The 20,035-nt window shown below is 28.8% G+C and carries 19 protein-coding genes; 1 reads left to right on the forward strand and 18 read right to left on the reverse strand.

The annotated features are described in order from the left end of the window. Positions 1-119: 119 nt before the first annotated feature. The 9 genes from HMPREF3045_RS08655 to HMPREF3045_RS08695 all read right to left on the reverse strand — a co-directional run bounded on the left by HMPREF3045_RS08655 (position 120) and on the right by HMPREF3045_RS08695 (position 9,349). The gene (locus tag HMPREF3045_RS08655; RefSeq protein ID WP_070738680.1) at positions 120-1,199 is read right to left on the reverse strand and encodes an ABC transporter substrate-binding protein; all 1,080 of its coding nucleotides are present in this window, start codon (positions 1,197-1,199) and stop codon (positions 120-122) included. Beyond that, positions 1,196-1,993 carry an ABC transporter permease gene (locus HMPREF3045_RS08660; RefSeq protein ID WP_070738682.1) on the reverse strand — a complete coding sequence of 266 codons (798 nt, stop codon included), beginning with the start codon at positions 1,991-1,993 and terminating at the stop codon, positions 1,196-1,198. Before HMPREF3045_RS08660 ends, HMPREF3045_RS08655 begins: the two co-directional genes overlap by 4 nt. Continuing rightward, positions 1,983-2,780 (reverse strand): ABC transporter permease, encoded by a 798-nt coding sequence (locus HMPREF3045_RS08665; RefSeq protein WP_070738684.1) that lies wholly within the window; start codon positions 2,778-2,780, stop codon positions 1,983-1,985. The genes HMPREF3045_RS08660 and HMPREF3045_RS08665 overlap by 11 nt, the downstream gene beginning before the upstream one ends. Then, a complete protein-coding gene (locus tag HMPREF3045_RS08670; RefSeq protein WP_070738686.1) occupies positions 2,773-3,885 on the reverse strand; it encodes an ABC transporter ATP-binding protein in 1,113 nt (370 codons plus the stop codon). The genes HMPREF3045_RS08665 and HMPREF3045_RS08670 overlap by 8 nt, the downstream gene beginning before the upstream one ends. 148 nt (positions 3,886-4,033) lie before the next feature. Continuing rightward, positions 4,034-4,492: an 8-oxo-dGTP diphosphatase gene (locus HMPREF3045_RS08675; RefSeq protein WP_070738688.1), complete on the reverse strand. Its 459-nt coding sequence runs from the start codon at positions 4,490-4,492 to the stop codon at positions 4,034-4,036. Positions 4,493-4,545: 53 nt separating this feature from the next. Next, complete coding sequence (ileS, locus tag HMPREF3045_RS08680) at positions 4,546-7,656, reverse strand: isoleucine--tRNA ligase (RefSeq protein ID WP_070738691.1); 3,111 nt, start codon at positions 7,654-7,656, stop codon at positions 4,546-4,548. A gap of 307 nt (positions 7,657-7,963) precedes the next feature. Then, a complete protein-coding gene (locus tag HMPREF3045_RS08685; RefSeq protein ID WP_070738693.1) occupies positions 7,964-8,377 on the reverse strand; it encodes an EamA family transporter in 414 nt (137 codons plus the stop codon). Positions 8,378-8,387: 10 nt separating this feature from the next. Further along, positions 8,388-8,879 carry an AMMECR1 domain-containing protein gene (locus HMPREF3045_RS08690; RefSeq protein WP_070738695.1) on the reverse strand — a complete coding sequence of 164 codons (492 nt, stop codon included), beginning with the start codon at positions 8,877-8,879 and terminating at the stop codon, positions 8,388-8,390. Continuing rightward, complete coding sequence (locus HMPREF3045_RS08695) at positions 8,879-9,349, reverse strand: glutathione peroxidase (RefSeq protein ID WP_070738697.1); 471 nt, start codon at positions 9,347-9,349, stop codon at positions 8,879-8,881. The genes HMPREF3045_RS08690 and HMPREF3045_RS08695 overlap by 1 nt, the downstream gene beginning before the upstream one ends. Before the next feature lie 128 nt (positions 9,350-9,477). Here HMPREF3045_RS08695 and HMPREF3045_RS08700 point away from each other — a divergent pair, with 128 nt between their 5' ends. Then, a complete protein-coding gene (locus tag HMPREF3045_RS08700; protein WP_070738699.1) occupies positions 9,478-10,659 on the forward strand; it encodes an NAD(P)/FAD-dependent oxidoreductase in 1,182 nt (393 codons plus the stop codon). Positions 10,660-10,691: 32 nt separating this feature from the next. On the opposite strand, the gene HMPREF3045_RS08705 is transcribed toward HMPREF3045_RS08700, so the two are convergent. The 9 genes from HMPREF3045_RS08705 to HMPREF3045_RS08745 all read right to left on the reverse strand — a co-directional run bounded on the left by HMPREF3045_RS08705 (position 10,692) and on the right by HMPREF3045_RS08745 (position 20,016). Then, entirely contained in the window at positions 10,692-11,912 is a 1,221-nt protein-coding gene (locus HMPREF3045_RS08705) for an erythromycin esterase family protein (protein ID WP_070738701.1), read from the reverse strand. A 2-nt stretch (positions 11,913-11,914) separates the two neighbouring features. Continuing rightward, the gene (locus HMPREF3045_RS08710) at positions 11,915-13,918 is read right to left on the reverse strand and encodes an ABC transporter permease (RefSeq protein ID WP_070738703.1); all 2,004 of its coding nucleotides are present in this window, start codon (positions 13,916-13,918) and stop codon (positions 11,915-11,917) included. Further along, positions 13,905-14,678 (reverse strand): ABC transporter ATP-binding protein, encoded by a 774-nt coding sequence (locus HMPREF3045_RS08715; protein WP_070738705.1) that lies wholly within the window; start codon positions 14,676-14,678, stop codon positions 13,905-13,907. The genes HMPREF3045_RS08710 and HMPREF3045_RS08715 overlap by 14 nt, the downstream gene beginning before the upstream one ends. A gap of 114 nt (positions 14,679-14,792) precedes the next feature. After that, complete coding sequence (locus HMPREF3045_RS08720; protein ID WP_257244394.1) at positions 14,793-15,494, reverse strand: sensor histidine kinase; 702 nt, start codon at positions 15,492-15,494, stop codon at positions 14,793-14,795. A gap of 239 nt (positions 15,495-15,733) precedes the next feature. After that, positions 15,734-16,402, reverse strand: a complete 669-nt coding sequence (locus tag HMPREF3045_RS08725; protein WP_070738709.1) for a response regulator transcription factor — start codon at positions 16,400-16,402, stop codon at positions 15,734-15,736. Positions 16,403-16,746: 344 nt separating this feature from the next. Beyond that, a complete protein-coding gene (locus HMPREF3045_RS08730; RefSeq protein ID WP_070605928.1) occupies positions 16,747-17,028 on the reverse strand; it encodes a DUF6506 family protein in 282 nt (93 codons plus the stop codon). 123 nt (positions 17,029-17,151) lie between these two features. After that, positions 17,152-17,655, reverse strand: a complete 504-nt coding sequence (locus HMPREF3045_RS08735) for a Spy0128 family protein (RefSeq protein WP_180363024.1) — start codon at positions 17,653-17,655, stop codon at positions 17,152-17,154. Positions 17,656-17,782: 127 nt separating this feature from the next. Beyond that, positions 17,783-18,799: a class B sortase gene (srtB, locus tag HMPREF3045_RS08740; protein ID WP_070605926.1), complete on the reverse strand. Its 1,017-nt coding sequence runs from the start codon at positions 18,797-18,799 to the stop codon at positions 17,783-17,785. A gap of 14 nt (positions 18,800-18,813) precedes the next feature. After that, complete coding sequence (locus HMPREF3045_RS08745; protein WP_070738710.1) at positions 18,814-20,016, reverse strand: DUF7601 domain-containing protein; 1,203 nt, start codon at positions 20,014-20,016, stop codon at positions 18,814-18,816. Positions 20,017-20,035 lie beyond the last annotated feature (19 nt).

Below are 20,035 nucleotides of genomic sequence, written 5' to 3' on the forward strand. Positions count from 1 at the left end.
ATTTTTGTCTGAAAACCTTTCTTCATGATTTAAATTTACTTCTTAAATCCATTATACAATAAATTAATTTATAAAAAAATCCTTGAAAACTTACTCGTAGCAAATTTTCAAGGAAAAATTTAATCTGCTTTAGGAGAAATTTTTAAATCCAAAAACAAATCATTGTATAAAATTGTTGTTTCTTTGCCCAAATTTTTGAAAACTTCTAATTTTTCTATATCTTCATCATCTGGATACAAGGTCTTATCATTTCTTGCTTCTTTGTCAATATATTTCATCGCCTTTTTGTTTGGAGTTGGATACCAAACATAATCTGCGTTTTTTGCTGCAACTTTTGGTTTTAGCAAATAATTTATTAGAGCATAAGCTCCCTTTGTATTTTTTGAAGTTTTTGGAATAACCATGGTATCAAACCAAATATTTGAACCTTCTTTTGGAATAGCATAAGAAAGATTTGGATTTATTTCTTTTGCCATTGAGGCTTCTCCAGAAAATGTAATTCCAACATCAGCTTCTCCTTGAGCCATATACATTCTAATTTCGTCAGCAAGAATTGCCTTTACATTTTTCATAAAACCAACCAAGTCATCCTTAGTTTCTCTCAAAATTTTTTCATCTTTTTCATTTAGACTTTTTCCATTTGCCAAAAGACCAATGCAAAGTGTTTCTCTTGCTCCATCAAAAGATAAAATTTCTCCTTCAAATTTTTTATCCCACAAATTTTTCCAAGAAGAAAAATCTTCTTTTTTGTATTTTTTATTGTTATAAATTATTCCAAAAGATCCCCAAAAATATGGAATAGAATATTCATTGTTTGGATCATAAGAAAGATTTAAAAATCTTTGGTCAATATTTTCAAGACCTTTTATTTTTTTGTGGTCTAATTTTTTCAAAAGTTTTTTATCTTTCATCATCTCAACCGTATACTCTGACGGAAAAGCCAAATCGTAGGAAGTTTTTCCCTGCTCAACTTTTGCCATCATCGCCTCGTTTGAATCGAAAGTTTCATAAATCACGTGATAGCCTGTTTCTTTTTCAAAATCTTTTATAATTTCAGGGTCAATATAATCTCCCCAATTATAAAAATAAATATTTTTTGAATCCTGATCTTTTGCTTTTTCATTTAATTTTTTTTGTCCAACAAACAAAAGAAGGCAAAGAGTTAAAATTCCTAAGAAAAATTTATAAACCTTATTCATCTTGTCCTCCTTTTTTCTTCTCTACTTTGTATGACATAATATCCGATTGCAAGAATTAATGACAAAATAAAAATCAATGAAGAAAGCGCATTTATTTCCAGAGAAATTCCTGTTCTAACCCTTGAATAAATTTCTACAGAAAGAGTTGAAAATCCTGAGCCTGTCACAAAAAATGTAACTGCAAAATCATCCAAAGAATAAGTCAGTGCCATAAAAAATCCAGCAAATATTCCGCTTGCAATATTTGGAAGGATAATTTTATTTAAAATTTTAATATCATTTGCTCCCAAATCTTCCGCAGCCTTCATCATATCAGAATTTAGGGCGTAAAGCCTTGGAAGAACCATCAAAACCACAATTGGAATTGAAAAGGCAATGTGAGCAAGCAAAACCGAAAAAAATCCCATAGGAATTTTTAATAAAAAAGAAAATAAAATCAAAAATGAAGCGCCCATCATAACATCTGGCAAAACCATAAGGACTGAATTTAGACTTAAAACTTTCTTTTTTAATTTTTTATCTCTCATATAATAAATCGAAATTGCACCAAGCGTTCCAATAATTGTTGCAATCAAAGACGATAATAAGCCAATTATTAAAGTATTTATTACAATATTTATAAGCCTTTCGTCATTAAAAACTTTTTTGTAATAATCTAGGGTAAAGCTTTCAAAAACATTCATATTTCCCCCGCTATTAAATGAATAAAAAATCAGAAAAGCTAAGGGCAAATACATTATTATAAATACAAAAAATAAATACAAATTACCAATTTTATTTTTTTTATTTTCCATCTTTGACCGCCTTTTTATTTAAAATAGAAATAACTGCAAACATCATAAAAATTAAAACAAGGCCAATAGTTGATCCCATCCCCCAATTTTGAGTTACCAAATAATGCTCTTCAACAGCTGTTCCCAAGGTTATAATTTTATTTCCTCCAATAATTCTTGTTATAAGAAAAAGTGAAAGAGAAGGAATAAAAACCGCCTGGCTTGCTGCCATTACTCCATCCATGGAAAGAGGAAGAATTATTTTTCTAAAAGTTTGAAACTTATTTGCTCCCAAATCTTCGCTTGCAATTATATATTCATTTGGAATAGAATCAATCGCCCTAAAAATTGGAATTATCATAAAGGGAAGTTCAACGTAGGAAGCAACCAAAATAAAGGCAGGATTTGTAAACAAAAATCCCTCACTTGCAAGTCCCAAAAATCCCATAATACTTCCATTTTTATTGAAAAGTCCAATAAAAGCGTAGGCTTTTAAAACCAAATTTATCCAAGTTGGAAGAATTACCAAAAGCAAAATAAAATCCTTGTGCTTGGTCTTTGATAAAAAATACGAAAATGGATAAGCCCACAAAAGTGTAAAAGCTGTTATTAAAAAGGCAGTCAACAAAGAATTGAAAGTCATAATCATATAATTTTTATTTGAAAAGTAGGAAATGTAATTGTTTAAAGTAAAATTTCCATAAATATCAAAAAATGATTGGTAAATCAAAAGAAGAATCGGAGCAATAATAAAAATTAAAATCCACAAATAATAAATCGCAGATAATTTTTGGTATTTTTTAGCCATCATCTTCTCCAATCGCATATTTTTCAATTCTTTTATCAAAATCATCCTCGCTTTCGTTATAACGCATAACGTGGATATTTTCTGCATCAATTTTTATTCCAATATCATCGCCTTCTTCAAAAGTTCTTGTTGTGTGAATTTTCCACCTAAATTCAGAAGAATCAAAACAAATTAATTCATTAAAAACTCCCCTGTACAAAATATTATCGATATTTACAACAATATCCGCATCATCAATAGGAACAACATTTATATCTTCAGGCCTAATTACAACTTCAACCCTCTCGTTTTTATTAATTCCAGCATCAGAGCAAGCGAAAGTTTTATTTGCAAATTCAACCTTATAATCATCAACCATTCTCGCCTTTAAAATATTACTTTCACCAATAAACTGAGCAACATAGCGATTGATTGGCTCATCATAAATATCTTTTGGACTTCCTTGTTGAACAATTTCTCCCTTATCCATTACAAAAATCCAATCGCTCATGGCAAGAGCCTCTTCTTGATCGTGAGTTACAAAAACAAAAGTTATACCCAGCTCCCACTGCAAATCACGAAGTAAAACCTGCATGGATTTTCTAAGTTTCATATCAAGAGCAGACAAAGGCTCATCAAGCAAAAGCACATCAGGTTTATTTACAAGAGCACGAGCTATGGCAACTCTTTGTCTTTGTCCTCCTGACATTTGAGAAATTTCTCTTTTCTCAAACCCTGATAAATTTACCATATCAAGAGCTTTTTCAACTTCTTTTTTTATAATTTTTTTGTCAGTTTTTTTAATTTCAAGACCAAAGGCAACATTATCAAAAACATTCATGTGAGGAAAAAGAGAATAATTTTGAAAAACTGTATTAACCTTTCTCTTACTTGCAGGAACATTCAAAACATTTTCTCCATTAATATAAATCTCACCAGAATTTGCTTCCAAAAATCCAGCAATAAGATTTAAAATTGTAGTTTTCCCACAACCAGAAGGCCCCAAAAGCGTATAAAATTTCCCCTTCTCAAGCTCCAAATCAACAGATTTTAAAATCATTTCATCATCAAAAGACTTAGAAACATTTTTTAAAACCACAGAATATTTATCTAAATTTTCACACACAAGACCACCTCCATTAGTTTCTTTTAAAAGTATAACATAAAAATAGAAAAAAAGATCTAGGCAATATCTCAATCAGTTGACAAAATATACAAATCTTCAAGCTAAGAATATCATACGAAAAAAATTGATTTGATTTCAAATTTAAAAATCAATAAAATCTTTTCCTATCCTTATCCACATCCCAATAAATTTCCCTATATTTTCCATCATAAATTTTTAAAATTTCTGGCATTGATTCGCTCATCTTATCCATTTTTTTAAATTCGTCGTAATCTTTCCAAAACAATTTTCCTTCCCTATTATTTTCAATTAATTTTCCAGAAAAATCACTTGTTTGGTATAAAAGTCCAACATCTTTTTGAAATTCTCCATCATCGTTTGTAAAGGCCCAAGTGATTATTCCAAGAAGTTTAGGATTTTTTATATCTAAGTTTGTTTCCTCTTTTGCCTCTCTTATTACAGAATTTTCAAAAGATTCGTTTTTTTCAACTTTTCCACCAGGAAAAGTAAGGCCTTCCCAGCCGTATTTTTTCTTTTTATCTAAAACTAGAACCTTATTATTTTTTTCATCATAAATTTTTACCATATTCATAAGTACAATTTTCATATATACTCCAATCCACAAAAAAAGGAAGCAAGTTTCCCCACTTCCTCTTATATTTATTTTCTTTCTAGTTCAATTTTTACACTTTTATCATTTAATTCGAATTCTTCTATATCAAGGTCTTTTACTTCCATTGTATCAGCCAAAGTTTCTTTTTTAATTTCTTCTTCAAAATCTTTTAAGGCATTTTTCAATTCGTCGTCTGCACTAAAGAAGATGTCAATCCTATCTGTAACTTCGTATCCATTTTCTTTTCTAAGATTTTGGATTTTTGATACAAATTCTCTTGCGTATCCTTCTTTTTTAAGATCTTCTGTGATTTCTGTATCTAAAACTACAAATACATTTCCATCCATCTCAACATCAAATCCTTCTTTTGCTTGGATTCTTACGTCAAGATAATCTTTTTCAACTGTGTATTTTTCTCCATTTATTTCAATTTCTTGTGGAGAATTTTCAACTTTTTCTACGAATTCTTTTGCATCAACACCAGCCAAGAATTTTCCAAAAGCTCCCACGTTTTTAGCAAAAATTTGTCCAACTTTTCTGAAGTTTGGTTTTAAATAATAATCCATAAAGTCTGAAAGGTCATCTGCAAATTCAACTTCTTTTATGTTTAATTCTTCTTTGATTAAGCCTGTTAAATCACCGATTGTTTCTTTAAATGATCCATCTACAATTATTTTTTCTAGAGGTTGACGAACCTTGATTGATTCTTTTTCCCTTGATGCACGACCAAGAGTTACCATTTTTCTTACAAGATCCATCTTCTCTTCTAATTTTTCATCAATTAAATCTTCATTAACTTTATCAAGTTTTTCAACGTGAACTGAAAGTCCGCCTGTTAAATTTCTGTAGATTTCTTCTGAAATAAATGGAGCTATTGGAGCTGTCATTTTTGAAAGACTTACTAATACATCAAAGCATGTTTTATAAACTGCTTTTTTGGATTCTGTTAAATCTTCTCTCCAAAATCTCTTTCTATTTCTTCTTATATACCAATTTGATAAATCTTCTACTACAAAATCATTTACTAAATGAACAACCTTGTTGTAGTCAAAAGATTCCATTTGTTCATAATAGGATTTTAATAGTGAATTTAATCTTGAATACAACCACTTGTCGATTTCTTCAAGCTCTACATTTTCAAAATTTTTGATCTCATCAAGACTTATATTATCTGTATTTGCATAAAGGACAAAGAAATTATAAACATTTTCGATTGTCCTAAAGAAATTATTTTTAACTTCGATCAGACCTTTTTCGTCAAATTTTGTTGGAACCCAGCAAGGTGATACATATAATGAATAAAATCTTACTGCATCTGCCCCATATTTATCAAATAATTCAAATGGATTTAGGGTATTTCCTTTTGATTTTGACATTTTTTGTCCGTTTTTATCAACAACCAAGTCGTTTACCAAAACATTTTTATAAGGTGCTTTGCCTGTTATAATTGTTGAAATCGCCATTAGTGAATAGAACCATCCTCTTGTTTGATCGATTCCTTCACAGATGAAATCTGCTGGGAAATAATTTTCTAAATCTTCCCCCTTTTCAAATGGATAATGAACTTGTGAAAATGGCATTGCTCCTGAGTCAAACCAAACATCTATTACATCTGGAACTCTGTGCATTACTTTTCCACATTCTGGACAAGTTATTGTTACATCATCAACATATGGTCTGTGAAGTTCTATATCTTCACTTATATTTTCTCTTGCTTTTTCTGCTAGCTCTTTTCTTGAACCGATTGATTCAACGTGACCACAATCGTCACATCTCCAAAGATTTAGTGGAGTTCCCCAATATCTTGATCTTGAGATTGCCCAATCTTTTACATTTTCAAGCCAATTTCCAAATCTTTTATCCCCTATTGTTTGTGGATACCAATTAACCCCGTTATTATTTTCAACCATTTTTTCAGAAAGTTTACTCATTTCTATATACCAAGATGGTTTTGCGTAATAAACAAGCGGAGTTTTACATCTCCAACAGTGAGGATAATTGTGTTCGATTGTTTGTTTTTTATAAACTTTTCCTTCATCTCTTAAATGAATGAAAATTTCTTCGTTTGTATCAAAAATAAATTTGCCCTTCCAAGGAGTTTCTGTAAAACATCCTTCAAGGTCAACTGGTTGAACAAATGGTAAATTATATTTTCTTCCAAGTTGGTAGTCATCTTCACCAAAGGCTGGAGCTGTGTGAACAATTCCTGTACCGTCTTCTGCTGAAACATAATCAGCACAAGTTAGGAAAAATGCCTTGCCATCTGGTTTTACATAAGGAAGTAATTGTTCATATTCAACATACTCAAGATCTTTTCCTTTCATTTCTTCAACAACTTCGTATTCATGATCTGCCATAACTTTTCCAAGCAAAGATTTTGCCAAATAATAATAGCAGCCATCAGTTTTATCATTTACTTTTACATAGCTAAGTTCTGGATGAACAGTCAAAGCTACGTTTGATGGAAGAGTCCATGGAGTTGTTGTCCAAGCTAAGAAATATTCATTTTCAGCACCTTTTTTCTTGAATTTACAAATTAAAGTTATGGCCTTATCCATTTGATAGCCTTGAGCAACTTCGTGACTTGCAAGACCTGTTCCACATCTTGGGCAATATGGCATAACTTTTGCGCCTTCATAAATTAATCCTTTTTTGAAAGCTTGATTTAATAGCCACCATTCAGTTTCAATATAATCATTGTCCAAAGTTATATAAGGATTGTCCATATCATAAAGAAAAGCCATCCTATCTGACATATCTCTCCACATATCTGAATATTTAAAAACTGAATCCTTACATTTTTGATTAAATTTTTCAACGCCGTATTTTTCTATTTGATCTTTTTCTGTAAAGCCTAATTCTTTTTCAACTTCAATTTCTACAGGAAGTCCGTGTGTATCCCATCCAGCTTTTTTCAAAACCTTAAAGCCCATCATATTTTTATATCTTGAAGTCATATCCTTCAAAGTTCTTGCTATAACGTGGTGGATTCCTGGTTTTCCATTTGCTGTTGGAGGTCCATCAAAAATTATATATTCATCTGCATCTTCTCTTGTTGTAAAAGTCTTATCCAACAGGTCTATATCAGCCCAGTATTTGGAAAGATCAAGTTCTCTTTGTTTAGTATTTTTTGTATCTAGTGATTTAAAACTTGCCATAATTCCCTTTCTTTCTTATAAATTTTCTTTTAAAATAAATTATAATAAAAAAACGCCCCCAGAAGGGACGGTCCACCCAAAAATTGAGTATGAAGTTAACGCCTATCTTACGTAATAAACTAATTTTTTCATTTATTAAGCTAAAAGATGATCTTCATAATAAAAAATGCATAGCCACTTTCACCTAAAGGCCTCTCTGTAAATTATTTTTTAAAACTACTCTTCTTTTAATCGCCTATATCTACTGACTAATTTACTATTTTTAAAGAAAAAAGTCAAATTGCTTTTTATTTAAAAAAATATATATTTATAAAACCATAAAAAGAGTTCCAGCCGTAATTAAAATACATCCAATAATCGATTTGACTGTAAATTCTTCGCCCAAAAATAAAAATGCAAGAATCAAAGTCAAAACCACACTCATTTTATCAATTGGAACAACCTTTGAGGCGTTTCCATATTTTAAGGCTCCATAATAACAAAGCCAACTAAGTCCAGTTGCAAGGCCTGATAAAATTAAAAATATCCAGGATTTTTTGCTAATATTATAAATTCCAGAAAATGATGAAGTAATAAATACAATGCCCCAGCTCATTATTAAAACTACAAAAGTCCTAATTGCAGTTGCAAGATTTGAATTTACTCCTTCTATTCCTACTTTTGCCAAAATTGAAGTAAGAGCTGCAAAAATTGATGAAAAAATCGCAAGTAAAAGCCGCATAAGATCTCCTTTATTTATGTATTTTCATTCTAAATTTATCAATAGAAAAATTATCCCAGCTATCAACATTAGAAATTTCTAGGGCTTTTTCTAACATTTCTATATCAGAATCAAAGTCTTTTCTATAGACATAATAATTTTCTTCCATAAAAGAGAGCATTATTCCATCATAATCATTAAAATCTTCAATAAATCTAAGTTTTTCTACATCAAAATATTCAAAAACTTTTATTTCTAAATCTTTTAAATTTTCTTTTGTAATTGGATTAAATTTTAAATCAAAAAATCCTGCGTTTACTGCTTCATAAATTATATCAAGGCCTAAATTTTTCCTAGTTGGAAAAATTGAGCCAGAAATTCCCTTAAGCCTTCCATTAATTTTTACTTCAATCCTAATTCCATTTGAATTTTTCTTAAATTTTTCATCAAAACCTCTTAAATAAGTTTTATTTTCCAAATAATATTCAATTGCATCATAAGCAAGTTTTACATAATCATCCATTACAATAAACTTTCTATATCCTCTTTAATTTTTTCGGGTTTTGTAGTTGGGGCAAATCTTTTTACAACTTTTCCATCCCTATCAACTAAAAATTTTGTAAAATTCCATTTTATCTTTCCACCAAGAATACCTCCTTCTTCTTTTTTCAAAAAGGTATAAAGCGGATCTTCATTTTCTCCATTGACATCAATTTTTTGAAATCTGTCAAATTTTGTTCCAAAATTAAGTGTGCAAAATGAATCAATTTCTTGGTCATTTTCTGGAGCTTGGTTTTTAAATTGATTGCATGGAAAATCTAAAATTTCAAAGCCTTTTTCATGATATTCTTCATAAAGTTTTTCAAGTCCCTCATATTGAGGAGTAAATCCGCATTTTGTTGCTGTATTTACAATTAATAAAACTTTTCCCTTATATTTTTCAAGTTTAACATCTTCACCCTTGTTATTTTTTACTACAAAATCATATATCATATAAATCTCCTTTGATTTTTAAAATTTTTATTCACTTTAATTATTTACCCACTTTATAGATAAATTTAGAAAATTTGGGTAAATTAATAAATAGAGATTAGTATAAAAGTTAAAAAAGGAGAAAATAAATGTACGATTATTTAATTGTTGGAAATGGAATAGCAGGTCAAAAGGCCGCTGAAACTATTAGAAAAAAAGAAGAAAATTCTTCTATTATTATAATTTCAAAATCAGCAAAACACACTTATTGGAGAACAAAATTATCTGAGCTTATTGCAAAAGATTTTACAGATGATGAAATTTTGGTAAAAAAACCTGAATGGTACGAAAAAAATAATATAGAAGAAAAACTTGAATGTGAAGTAGAAAAACTTGACCTTGAAAATAAAAAGGCAATTTTAAAAAACGGGGAAGAAATTGAATATAAAAAAGCTCTTATAGCAACAGGATCTCATCCATTTGTCCCACCAATAAAAAATATTGATGCCGATGGAGTTTTTGCAATTAGAACTGTTGGAGATTTAAATTCTTTCAAAAACCACATCAAGGAAAACAAGAAAGTTGTAGTAATTGGTGGAGGACTTTTGGGACTTGAAGCTGCTTTTTCTGTAAAAAATACAGGTTGCGAAGTCCTTGTTATTGAAACTTTTGACTATATTTTGGGAAAACAACTTGATAATGAGCTTTCCAAAAAATTAGAAAAAGAATTAAATGATGCAGGAATCAAAACTTCTACAGGAAAAAATACTGCAGAAATTTTAGAAAAAGACGGTAAAGTTTGTGGAATAAAACTTGAAGATGGAGAAGAAATCGAAGCAAATACAATTTTGGTTCAAACAGGTGTAAGAAATAATCTAGAACTTGCAGAAAAATCTGGACTTGAAATTGATCGTGGAATTATTGTAGATGAAAATTTAAAAACAAGTGATGATAATGTTTATGCAGCAGGAGATTGTATGCAATTAGGAAAAGCTACAATAGGACTTTGGACAGCATCAATGGAAATGGGAGAAATTGCAGGAAGCAATATGACAGGAGATAACAAAACCTACCAAACACCAAAACCATTTTCATCCCTACTTCTTGGAGATATAAAACTATTTTCAGCAGGCTTAAATTCAGGCGAAGCAATAGAAGAAATCAAAAAAGAAGACGGAGAAAAAGTCTACAAATTATTCAAAAAAGGCGAAGATTTTGTAGGAGGCATCCTCTACAAAGACATAAAATTCCAAAATGACGTTAAAAAAATAGTATTCGAAAAAGAAGATCCAAAAAATACAAAACTTGGAAAAGAAATTTTTAGGATGTAAAAATAAAGCTCTTGGCTAAACCAAGAGCTTTTTTAATTTTCTATATTTTTAATAGGATTTGCTTCATATACAAAAATCATCGAATCAAAAATTTCTTTTGGAGAATTTTCTATTCTATATGAGTATGGGATAAATTTCATTACCCAAGTGTAGCCTTCGCCTAATGAGCCCATTTTTATTTTTGAATCTAAGAGATTTTTACAATCTCCATCTTTTACTTTTGAAAAATCTAAATAATAAGAATTGTTATAATTTTTTGCCTGGTAGGCAAAAGGATCTGCTGATATAAATTTTTGTATTGTTCTTTGATTTTTTTGCATAGTTTTTATATTTACCTTTGTTTTATAAAAATCTGTTCCTATTGGAAAATATGATTTTTTATATTCTTCCAGTAAATTTTCTCCCATATTTTTATACATTAATTCTTTTTTTCCAATATGACCATTGTGGCCTGCTATCATTATTCTTGAATTTTTTTCATAATCTTTTATCCAAGAAATATTTTCTGCCATTTTTTCATCTCTATATTCACTTGCTTTTACATAATCTCCCACCATCTTATAATATGGAAAACTTGATAGAATATTTTCTATAAGTCTTTTTTCTTTGGTATTTTTTTCAAGTTTTTCATTTAATTTTTTTAAATTTTCTTCCAAGACTTTCATCTTTGGATCTTTGATTGAAATATTATCTTTTTCTAAGACATCCAGACTTTTTATATCAAAATCAATATTTTCTTTTTTTACAAAATCTTTTAAAAGTTTTACGGATTTTTCTGGATTTTGCATGTCAAAACCGTAAAAGGAAATTTTTTGGTCGTGATTTTGGTTGTATTTTTTTATCCAATTTATTAGATCATTCATCTCATTTGTATGATAGATTGGAAAGGAGAAAATTTTTGATGGATTTTTTTGAAATTTTCCTGATTTTACATAAGAATCTATCTCCATTCCTTCTGAAAAATCACATTCCAAGGCAAAGGCTCTAACATTTGCATCTTTTACTAATTTTTTTAACAAGGTTAATTTTAATTCTTGAAATTCTTTGTTTCCATGTGTAGCCTCGCCAAGACCAATGATTTCTACTTGGTCCTCGATTTTTACATCCTCTATTTTTTGGGCATATTGTCCTAAATCTGAAATTTCTTTTTTGGCTTTAAATTCCGGAATTTTTGTCCACAAAAATATAAACAAAAATCCTAATACTGAAATTGAAATTATTATATATAGAAGAATTTTAAATATTTTTTTCATTTTTACTCCTTATTTAATTTTCCCATCTCAAAATATATTGGAAGGGTTATTCTAAATATCATTATATAAATTAATGAGAAAATTATTATACAAATCGCCTCTATTTCTATAAATTTTCTAAGCTCAAGCATGGCAAACATTTGAATCATGCCAAAGGCAAGTTTTGATGCGATTAAAATATGGATTATTGAAATTATTAAAGGGCCAAAAAACGTGAAATAGTTTTGTTTTTCGACTGATTTTTTTATTTCTTTATTACTCATTCCCACTTTTTGTAATATTTTTATATTTCTTCCATCTTCAAGACCTTCTGCAGCTTGTTTGTAATAAATTACAATTATGGTTGAGATTAAAAATACTAGGGCTAAAATAAGAACAACAATGTAGGCTCCTGTATGGATTTTGTCAAATTCCATCCTATTTTCTATTGAATTTTTGACAAAGATTTTATCCTCGAATTCTTTTTTATTTGCTAGATTTTTATTTAAAATATTTCCTATCTCATCAATATTTTTTTGATTTTTTTCTTTTAGGTCAAAATATGTTCCTGATACACTAGGGAAAATCTTATTATTTTTGCCATCAGATATTTTTTTTGAAAATTCATCCAAATCATCTACTACAACTAGGATATTGTGAAAAAGACTTGTTGTAGGATCCATTAGGACATAGGAAGTATTTTTTACATTTTCTTTTACTTTCAAATTTTGATTTTCTAAAGAAATTTTTCCGTATTTTTTTGCTTTGGAATCAAAAACTATAGCCTCATCTTTTTTAAGAGAAATATTTGTCTTGTTCGCCATATTAAAAGATTTTATATCTGTTATGGATATAATTTTTGTTTTATCATCCATTATTGTTTTTCTTAAGTCATCATCTTCTAGTATAGAAAATTTTCCAGGCGATTTTTCACTAACTACAAGACCTTTCCTTTTAAATTCTCCAAGATTTTTTATTTTTTCTTTTCCTATATTTTTTTCAAGTAAATTTTTTGTATATTTTCCACTTTCCTTATCATTTTCTTGGTATTGGATCAAAAAATCACTTGGAGCAATCCTATCTAATAAATCATTTTTCCCAACAAACATGGCACTCATAACTACAAAACTCAAAAGAAAAAGTGAAGAGATAATGGTAATTGATGAAAGTGCCATGGCAGATTCCTTGCTTCTTTTGATAAGTTCTCCGATAAAGGTCATATTTGTGCCCTTATAATAAATTTTTTTATTTTTTCTAAAAAGTTTTAAAATCCAAATTACAAGAGATCTAAAGAAAAAATATGTTCCAATTATTACTGCTATACTTGCTGGCAAAAATCTTGGGATAGCTTGAAATATTCCTCCATCAATTGAAAGGGCTGTGTAATACCCATAGCCAATTAAAATTATGGCTAAAATCATAGAAATAATATTTGCCTTTGGCTCACTTTCGCCTTTTTGGGAAAGTTTTGAAAGCTCAATCGGATTTGTTTTTCTAATTGAATTTAAACTTATCAAAGTTATTAAAATAAAGATTATGGCAAAAATCATAAGTCCCAAAGCTAACTTAGAAAAATTTATAGAAAGTTTAATTTGAGTTTGAATTTTTAAAATTCTTGCCACCAAATTTATAAAAAGAGGTCCCAAAAGAATTGTAAAAAATGTTCCAATTATCAAGACTAAAATTCCAAGAATTAAATTTTCTATAATCAAAATTTTTCTCAAAGATTTTTTGTCCATTCCAAGTCCATACAAAAGTCCCAATTCCTTGTAGCGATTTTTGACAATGGTTTTTGCCATGTAGACAAGAAAAATCAGAGAAAAAATAGCCACAATCCATGAACCCATTTCCAAAAGAGTTTTTATGATTTCGCTTCCCCTGGAGTCTAGAATAAATTTTTCACTTTTTAAATCTATTAAAAGATTAAAAATAAAAAGCATAAAACTTGATGCCAAAATGTAGGGAAAATACAAAAATTTATTATTTTTTATTCCCCTTGTCGCCATTTTAAAATTAAGCTTGTTCAAATCCCTCACCCCCAGATAAAATCATCATTTGAGATTTGACCAATTTTTCATACATTTGGTCATTGGTCCTATCTCCCTTATAAAGGTCATAGAAAATTTTCCCATCCTTTATAAATAAAACTCTAGATGCTCTTGCAGCAGCCATGGTTGAATGAGTTACCATCAAAATTGTTTGGCCATTTTTGTTTATTTTTTCAAAAATATTTAAAAGCTCCATGGAAGAATTTGAATCCAAGGCTCCTGTCGGCTCATCTGCAAGTAAAATTTTTGGATTTGTAATAAGAGATCTTGCAACGGCAACTCTTTGTTTTTGCCCTCCAGAAATTTGGTAAGGAAATTTATCCAAAATATTTTCAATTTTTAATGCCCTTGCAATAGGATCCAATTTCTCTTCCATAATTTTATATTTTTCATTTGCTAAAACCAAAGGCAAAAATATATTGTCCCTATTGTTTAAAGATGATAAAAGCGAAAAATCTTGGTAGACAAAACCCAATTTTTCTCTCCTAAATTTTGCCCTTTCCTTATCACTTTTATTTTTTGTATTTTCCCCAGACAAAATAATATCTCCTGCCGTTTGAGTATCAAGACTTGCTATCAAATTTAAAAGAGTAGATTTTCCAGACCCACTTTCACCCATTATTGCTACAAATTCTCCTTCTTCAACCTCAAAATTAATATCTTTTAAGGCAACAACCTCTGTATTTTTATCTTCACTATTATAAACTTTTCTTAAATTTTTAACTTCTAATATATTCATAACTTCCTCCTAAGTCTATATTACAAAAAATAAAAGAAAAAATCCCTAATCTAAACTTACAATTTTTCCCCTAAACTTACATTTTGTAAGATTAAAAAAATCGGCAAATGCCGATTAATTTTCAATAATACCAGATTTTTTAAGATTTAGTGAAAAAATAGTCCCCTCTTTCCCTTTAGATTCAATTTTATAAGCATATCCAAGCTTTTTTAAAATATCATTTACCAAAAAAAGTCCTATACCAGTTGAATTTGCATTTCTTTTATCACTATCTCCACTAAAACCAAATTTATTAATATTTTTCAAATCTTCTTTTTTAATACCAATTCCAGAATCTTCAATTGTTAAAATAAAATCATGGTAGGAAATTTTTATATATCCCTTGTCTGTGTATTTTATAGCATTAAACAAAACCTGCTCAAGGACAAGTCCTAGCCATTTTGGATCTGAAACTATATTTTCATCTTCTATATCGAGAATTAATTTTAAGTTTTTATGGATAAAAAAACTCCTATATCTTTTTACAATATCTTTAATAAGCTTTTCAATAGAAAAAGATTTAAAAGAATAATCCAGACTGTCCTGACCCAATTTTATAAAAGATAAAATCGATGCAATATAATCATCAATCCTTATTAGCTCTCTTTTTATGTCATAATTTTCTTCCCTCTCACTAATTAGAGAAATACTTGAAAGGGGTGTTTTTATTTGATGGGTCCAAATAGTCAAAAGATTTTCCAAATCATTTTGCCTTAGTTTACTAGAAATTCTAAGATTTTCTATCTCTTTTTCCTTTCTTTCAAAAATTTCTTTCAAGTGTATTTCATAAAGATTTTTTTCAAAATAAGAAAAGGAATTTTTTTCAAAACATTTTTTGGCCTTAAAAAATCTAAAAATTCCTATAAATAAAAATATAAAAAATAAAATTATAAGACAATATAAAAACACCCTAAAATCTATAGAAAAAGCAAAATAGAAAAGAAAAGATAGGAAGGAAAAAATTAAAAATGATAAAATATATGCCCTATTAATGCTAAAAAACAATTTCAAATTTTTCATTTTATAAAATATCCCACTCCCTTTTTTGTCTGTATAAAATCATCTAATCCCAGACTTTTTAATTTTTTCCTAAGCCTATTAATATTTACAGTCAAAGTATTATCATCAATAAAAGAATCTGTTGCCCAAAGCTTGTCCATAATAAGCTCTCTTGAAATAATTTTCTCAGGTTTTTCCATAAGAATTTCCAAAATCAAAAATTCATTTTTAGAAAGATTTATTTCTTTATCATTAATTTTTAAAAGCATCTTTTCCTTAATCAAAGAAATATTTTTATAAGAAAGGTCTAAATTTTTCCCAGTAAAATCATAAGATCTTCTAAGAAGAGCCTTGATTTTCATATTTAAAACCTGCATAGAAAAAGGTTTAGAAATAAAATCATCCGCACCATAATTTATGGCATTAATTAAATTTATATCATCAGCCGCACTGGTTAGAAAAATTATAGGAAGATTTGACATTTCCCTAATTTTCTCACACCAATAAAATCCATTTTCAAAAGGAAGTTTCAAATCCATCAAAACAAGCTTATAATCTCTTTTTTGAAATTCATCTAAAATATTTGAAAAATCATTTGGAACAAAACATTTATAACCCAAAAGCTCAAGCTGAAAAGAAAGCTCCTCACAAATTTTTTTATTATCCTCAACAATAAATATATCCATAATAACTCCTTAAAATTATTATAATAGATTTTTTAGTTTTTGAAAATTTTCAAAAAAAAAGAAGCCTTACATCTTCTCAGAGTGTAGACAAAGTCAGTTTAGTAATTCATTATTAAATTAAAAATAAAATTACGCTATAACCCATCTCGAGCGTAGTCGAGAGATCTCATGAGATTTCTCGACTCACTACGTACGATAAATCGGGATAAACAACCGAAACGGGTGGTTATTTATCTGGTCGAAATGGCAAATTTTTAGTTTTTCAATAGTATGAAAGTGCCAACAAGCACTTTTTTATTATAATTTCTTATTTTAGCAAAAGATTGAATTTAAAAAAAATCAATTTAAGAAAATAATTCATCAAACAAATCATTTTGGCAATCCAAATGCCCAACAAAGCCAACAAGAATTTTCCCAAAAGTTGCATCAATGATTTCCATTGCACCACTTTCCCCAAAAGCTCCACAAAGCTCAATCACATCAGCAAGTCCAATTAAAGATTTAGAAATTTCTTTCGCTTCCTCAAGATTTTTAACACCAATAATTTCAGCATTAGCATTTTTCCCAATAGCCTTCCTATCAAATTTTGAATCAAAAGGCCCCATTATCAAATAAACAAATTTCATTTTTTTCTCCTTAGTGCTATTTAATAAATTTAAAATATTATACCAGTTTATCCATAAAAAATGGGCTCTTACAAAAGTATGAAAATCACACTTTGCAAAAGCCCATCAAAATTCTTATTATTTTTATACTTTTTCTTTATCTCTGCTATTATTAATTAAAATAAATAGTCTTGTTGCAACTAGAACAATCAAGATTAACAAAATAAAATTTTCTTTTATACCTGTTGCTACAATAGCACGGCTATTTTTCTTATTTTTCGCTTTTTCTTGACTTGTTATTTTGTAAATATTGTGAAAATTCATTTCTTCAACCTTTTTATTTGAAGAGTTTATAATCATAATTTCATCTTTTACAAGTTGCCCATCTTTTTCTATAATTTTTATAAATAAAGTATATACCTCTTTATCTTGGTTAACATTTTTTATATCTGTTTTATTTTGATATAATTTGTACTTGTATTCACCTGGTTTTTGATATTCTATATTTATTTGTTTTTTCTCATCAGCCTTTAGACTAAAATTATAAGTCCCTTTTCTTGCTTCTGGCAAAGGGGCATCTTTTGAAATTGCTTCCAAAACATATTCAAAACTATCTTGAGGTTTCGAATATGGTGAGTTTATACTCACATTTTGTCTCATCACAAAAGAATAATCTACACCTTTAGCATAAACTTTTGTTTGAAAGAGAAAAAACACAGAGAGAAAAGCTAAAGTTAAGGAAAAGCAAAAAAGTGCTTTTAACTTAATACTTATTTTATTGTACATTCTTATTAGACTCCTCTCCTTTTTTACGGCTAATCCTATCATATATTAGATAAATCAAAACTAATAAAATCCAAATTATTAGTAAAGTCAGTAAAATATTAATTTTATAGAATTTTTTAAGAAGTTTGGCAAATTTATTTTCCTTTTTTTCTTCTTTAAAAATATTTTCTTCTACCTTGTCCGTAAGCCTTCCTATAAAAATATATCTCCCATTTGTAACAGAAAGATCGCAAGTGTCAAGGATGACTAAATTTTCATTTTCTCCAAAATCTAATTTTCTAGAATAATCAGCATTTTCATAAATATAATCGATTAGGTCAGGTTTTTCCTGAGAATTTTTTGCAATAGAAAGAATTTTATCATCCGTTCCTACGGTTTTTAAAAAAGCAAAAAATTCAATACCCTTGCTTTTTTTATTAAGCCTATGAATTACTCCATACTTGTGAGTATTAAAAAATTCTTGGTCTTTGAAAAGTTCCATATCCCCAAACATTTTTCTTTCAGCCATATAATGACCATATAAAATATTTTGAAAATCTGAAAAATCTTTTTTATTTGAAGCATCCAAAAAAATTGATCCGGTCGTAGAAAATTTTCCAAGAACAGTTTTATTTAAATATTCTTCGTTATCCTTGCCTTGGACAATTGGATAATCAATATTTGTCCCATAAACATCAATCCATCCCAAAACATCTGGATTTTTCGCCCTTATTTGGTCAAAAGTTAAATCATCCTCGCTGTTTGGTTTATACATTGAATAAGTTTCAGAATCAGCAACTTCCATAATTTGGTGAGTATCCCAAAAAGCATAGATTCCAATAAAAAGTGCAAGCAAGGAAATTATTAAAACAATATAATCCAAAAATCTAGAAACATTTCTAATTGCTAATAATTTTTTTCTTTGATTATTTGATAAAATATTTGATTTATCTTTGGAAACGGAAGAGTGCTCTTCCATTTCCTCATTTTTTATTTTAGAATTAGTATTTTCCTTATTTTCTTTCATCAATTACAACAAATTTATGCTAAAGCTTCCTCTTCTTTTCTATTTTTAACAAAGAAGAATATACCTAATCCTGCTACAGCTATTAAGGCAATAAATGGTAGGTTGTCAACTAGTAAACCTGTAGGAGTTTGTTCTTTGTTTTCAAACTCTACAAAGTTTCCACCTTGATCTCCTATGATACCTTCACTAGCTTCTCCGGCTGTACCATTAAAGCTTGAAGATTTAACTTTTCCTATATAAGTTCCAGATTTTGTTTCTTTCGCTGTCACTTTTGATCCTAGTAAAACTTCAGCAAATACGACTCTTTCGTTGTGTTTTAATTTAACTTCTGTATTTTTTCCGTATTCTCCAGTTAGTTTTTCACTTTTTGCTCCGTTTGAATCAACTATATAATAGCTATAACTTGTTGCATCGGAGTGACTTCCTTCTGGTTTTGCAACATTAAGTGAAAAAGTAAATCTATCAGTCTTACTTGGATTTTCTCCAGCTATTGTTTTTCTTAAAGCAAAACCTTTTTTGTCTGCATCTTGTATTTCTGGTCCACCGCTTGGATTATCATTACCGTCTTTTTTATCCCAGTTGTTTTCAAATACAAATTCATTACCTTTTTTATCATCACCTTGGCCTGGTGTGTATTCTTGTTTATTTGCATCTTCCACTACTGTTCCATCATCTTTTTTATCTTTTTTGATTTGGATATCATATACTTCGAAAGTACCATCCTCAAGTTCTTTTACAAAAATTGATACTGTATATTCTGCTTTAGAATAAGTCATATCTTTCATATCATCTTCATCTTGATATGGAGAATACTCTGTAACTTTATAAACATATTGACCAGCGTTTTTCCAGTTCGCATTTTTTAATGCATCTTCTGTTTCTCTAATAACTTGTTTTCCAGGAGTACTAGTATCATTATCTATATTATCAGTTGGTTCATAATTTACGCCAGCGCTTATCAGTGGAACATAAATCTCACCTGTAGTCTTTTTTTCATCAGTAGTAACATTTGTATCTCCATTAAAGCTAACTGGAGTAAATTTAAATCCAAAAGTATCATATGGTGTTTCTACACCTTCAGCTGGTAGGTTTAATACTTTTTTAATATTTAATGGTTTGCCTGCTGCCTCTGCTTTTTGTGGATTTGCTATTACTGCTCCTCCAACAAGGGTAAATGCCAAGGCACCTGCTACAATTTTCTTTTTTAATGTTTTCATATTTCTTTTTCCTTTCGTA

The sequence above is a fragment of the Anaerococcus sp. HMSC075B03 genome (assembly GCF_001815585.1).
Lineage (GTDB): Bacteria > Bacillota > Clostridia > Tissierellales > Peptoniphilaceae > Anaerococcus > Anaerococcus vaginalis.

Bases quoted from the DNA above. Each gene is read 5' to 3' on its own strand.
- HMPREF3045_RS08655 (WP_070738680.1), bottom strand. From the start codon at position 1,199: ATGAATAAGGTTTATAAATTTTTCTTAGGAATTTTAACTCTTTGCCTT.
- HMPREF3045_RS08660 (WP_070738682.1), bottom strand. From the start codon at position 1,993: ATGGAAAATAAAAAAAATAAAATTGGTAATTTGTATTTATTTTTTGTA.
- HMPREF3045_RS08665 (WP_070738684.1), bottom strand. From the start codon at position 2,780: ATGGCTAAAAAATACCAAAAATTATCTGCGATTTATTATTTGTGGATT.
- HMPREF3045_RS08675 (WP_070738688.1), bottom strand. From the start codon at position 4,492: ATGAAAATTGTACTTATGAATATGGTAAAAATTTATGATGAAAAAAAT.
- ileS (WP_070738691.1), bottom strand. From the start codon at position 7,656: ATGGCAAGTTTTAAATCACTAGATACAAAAAATACTAAACAAAGAGAA.
- HMPREF3045_RS08685 (WP_070738693.1), bottom strand. From the start codon at position 8,377: ATGCGGCTTTTACTTGCGATTTTTTCATCAATTTTTGCAGCTCTTACT.
- HMPREF3045_RS08690 (WP_070738695.1), bottom strand. From the start codon at position 8,879: ATGGATGATTATGTAAAACTTGCTTATGATGCAATTGAATATTATTTG.
- HMPREF3045_RS08695 (WP_070738697.1), bottom strand. From the start codon at position 9,349: ATGATATATGATTTTGTAGTAAAAAATAACAAGGGTGAAGATGTTAAA.
- HMPREF3045_RS08700 (WP_070738699.1), top strand. From the start codon at position 9,478: ATGTACGATTATTTAATTGTTGGAAATGGAATAGCAGGTCAAAAGGCC.
- HMPREF3045_RS08705 (WP_070738701.1), bottom strand. From the start codon at position 11,912: ATGAAAAAAATATTTAAAATTCTTCTATATATAATAATTTCAATTTCA.
- HMPREF3045_RS08715 (WP_070738705.1), bottom strand. From the start codon at position 14,678: ATGAATATATTAGAAGTTAAAAATTTAAGAAAAGTTTATAATAGTGAA.
- HMPREF3045_RS08725 (WP_070738709.1), bottom strand. From the start codon at position 16,402: ATGGATATATTTATTGTTGAGGATAATAAAAAAATTTGTGAGGAGCTT.
- HMPREF3045_RS08730 (WP_070605928.1), bottom strand. From the start codon at position 17,028: ATGAAATTTGTTTATTTGATAATGGGGCCTTTTGATTCAAAATTTGAT.
- srtB (WP_070605926.1), bottom strand. From the start codon at position 18,799: ATGAAAGAAAATAAGGAAAATACTAATTCTAAAATAAAAAATGAGGAA.
- HMPREF3045_RS08745 (WP_070738710.1), bottom strand. From the start codon at position 20,016: ATGAAAACATTAAAAAAGAAAATTGTAGCAGGTGCCTTGGCATTTACC.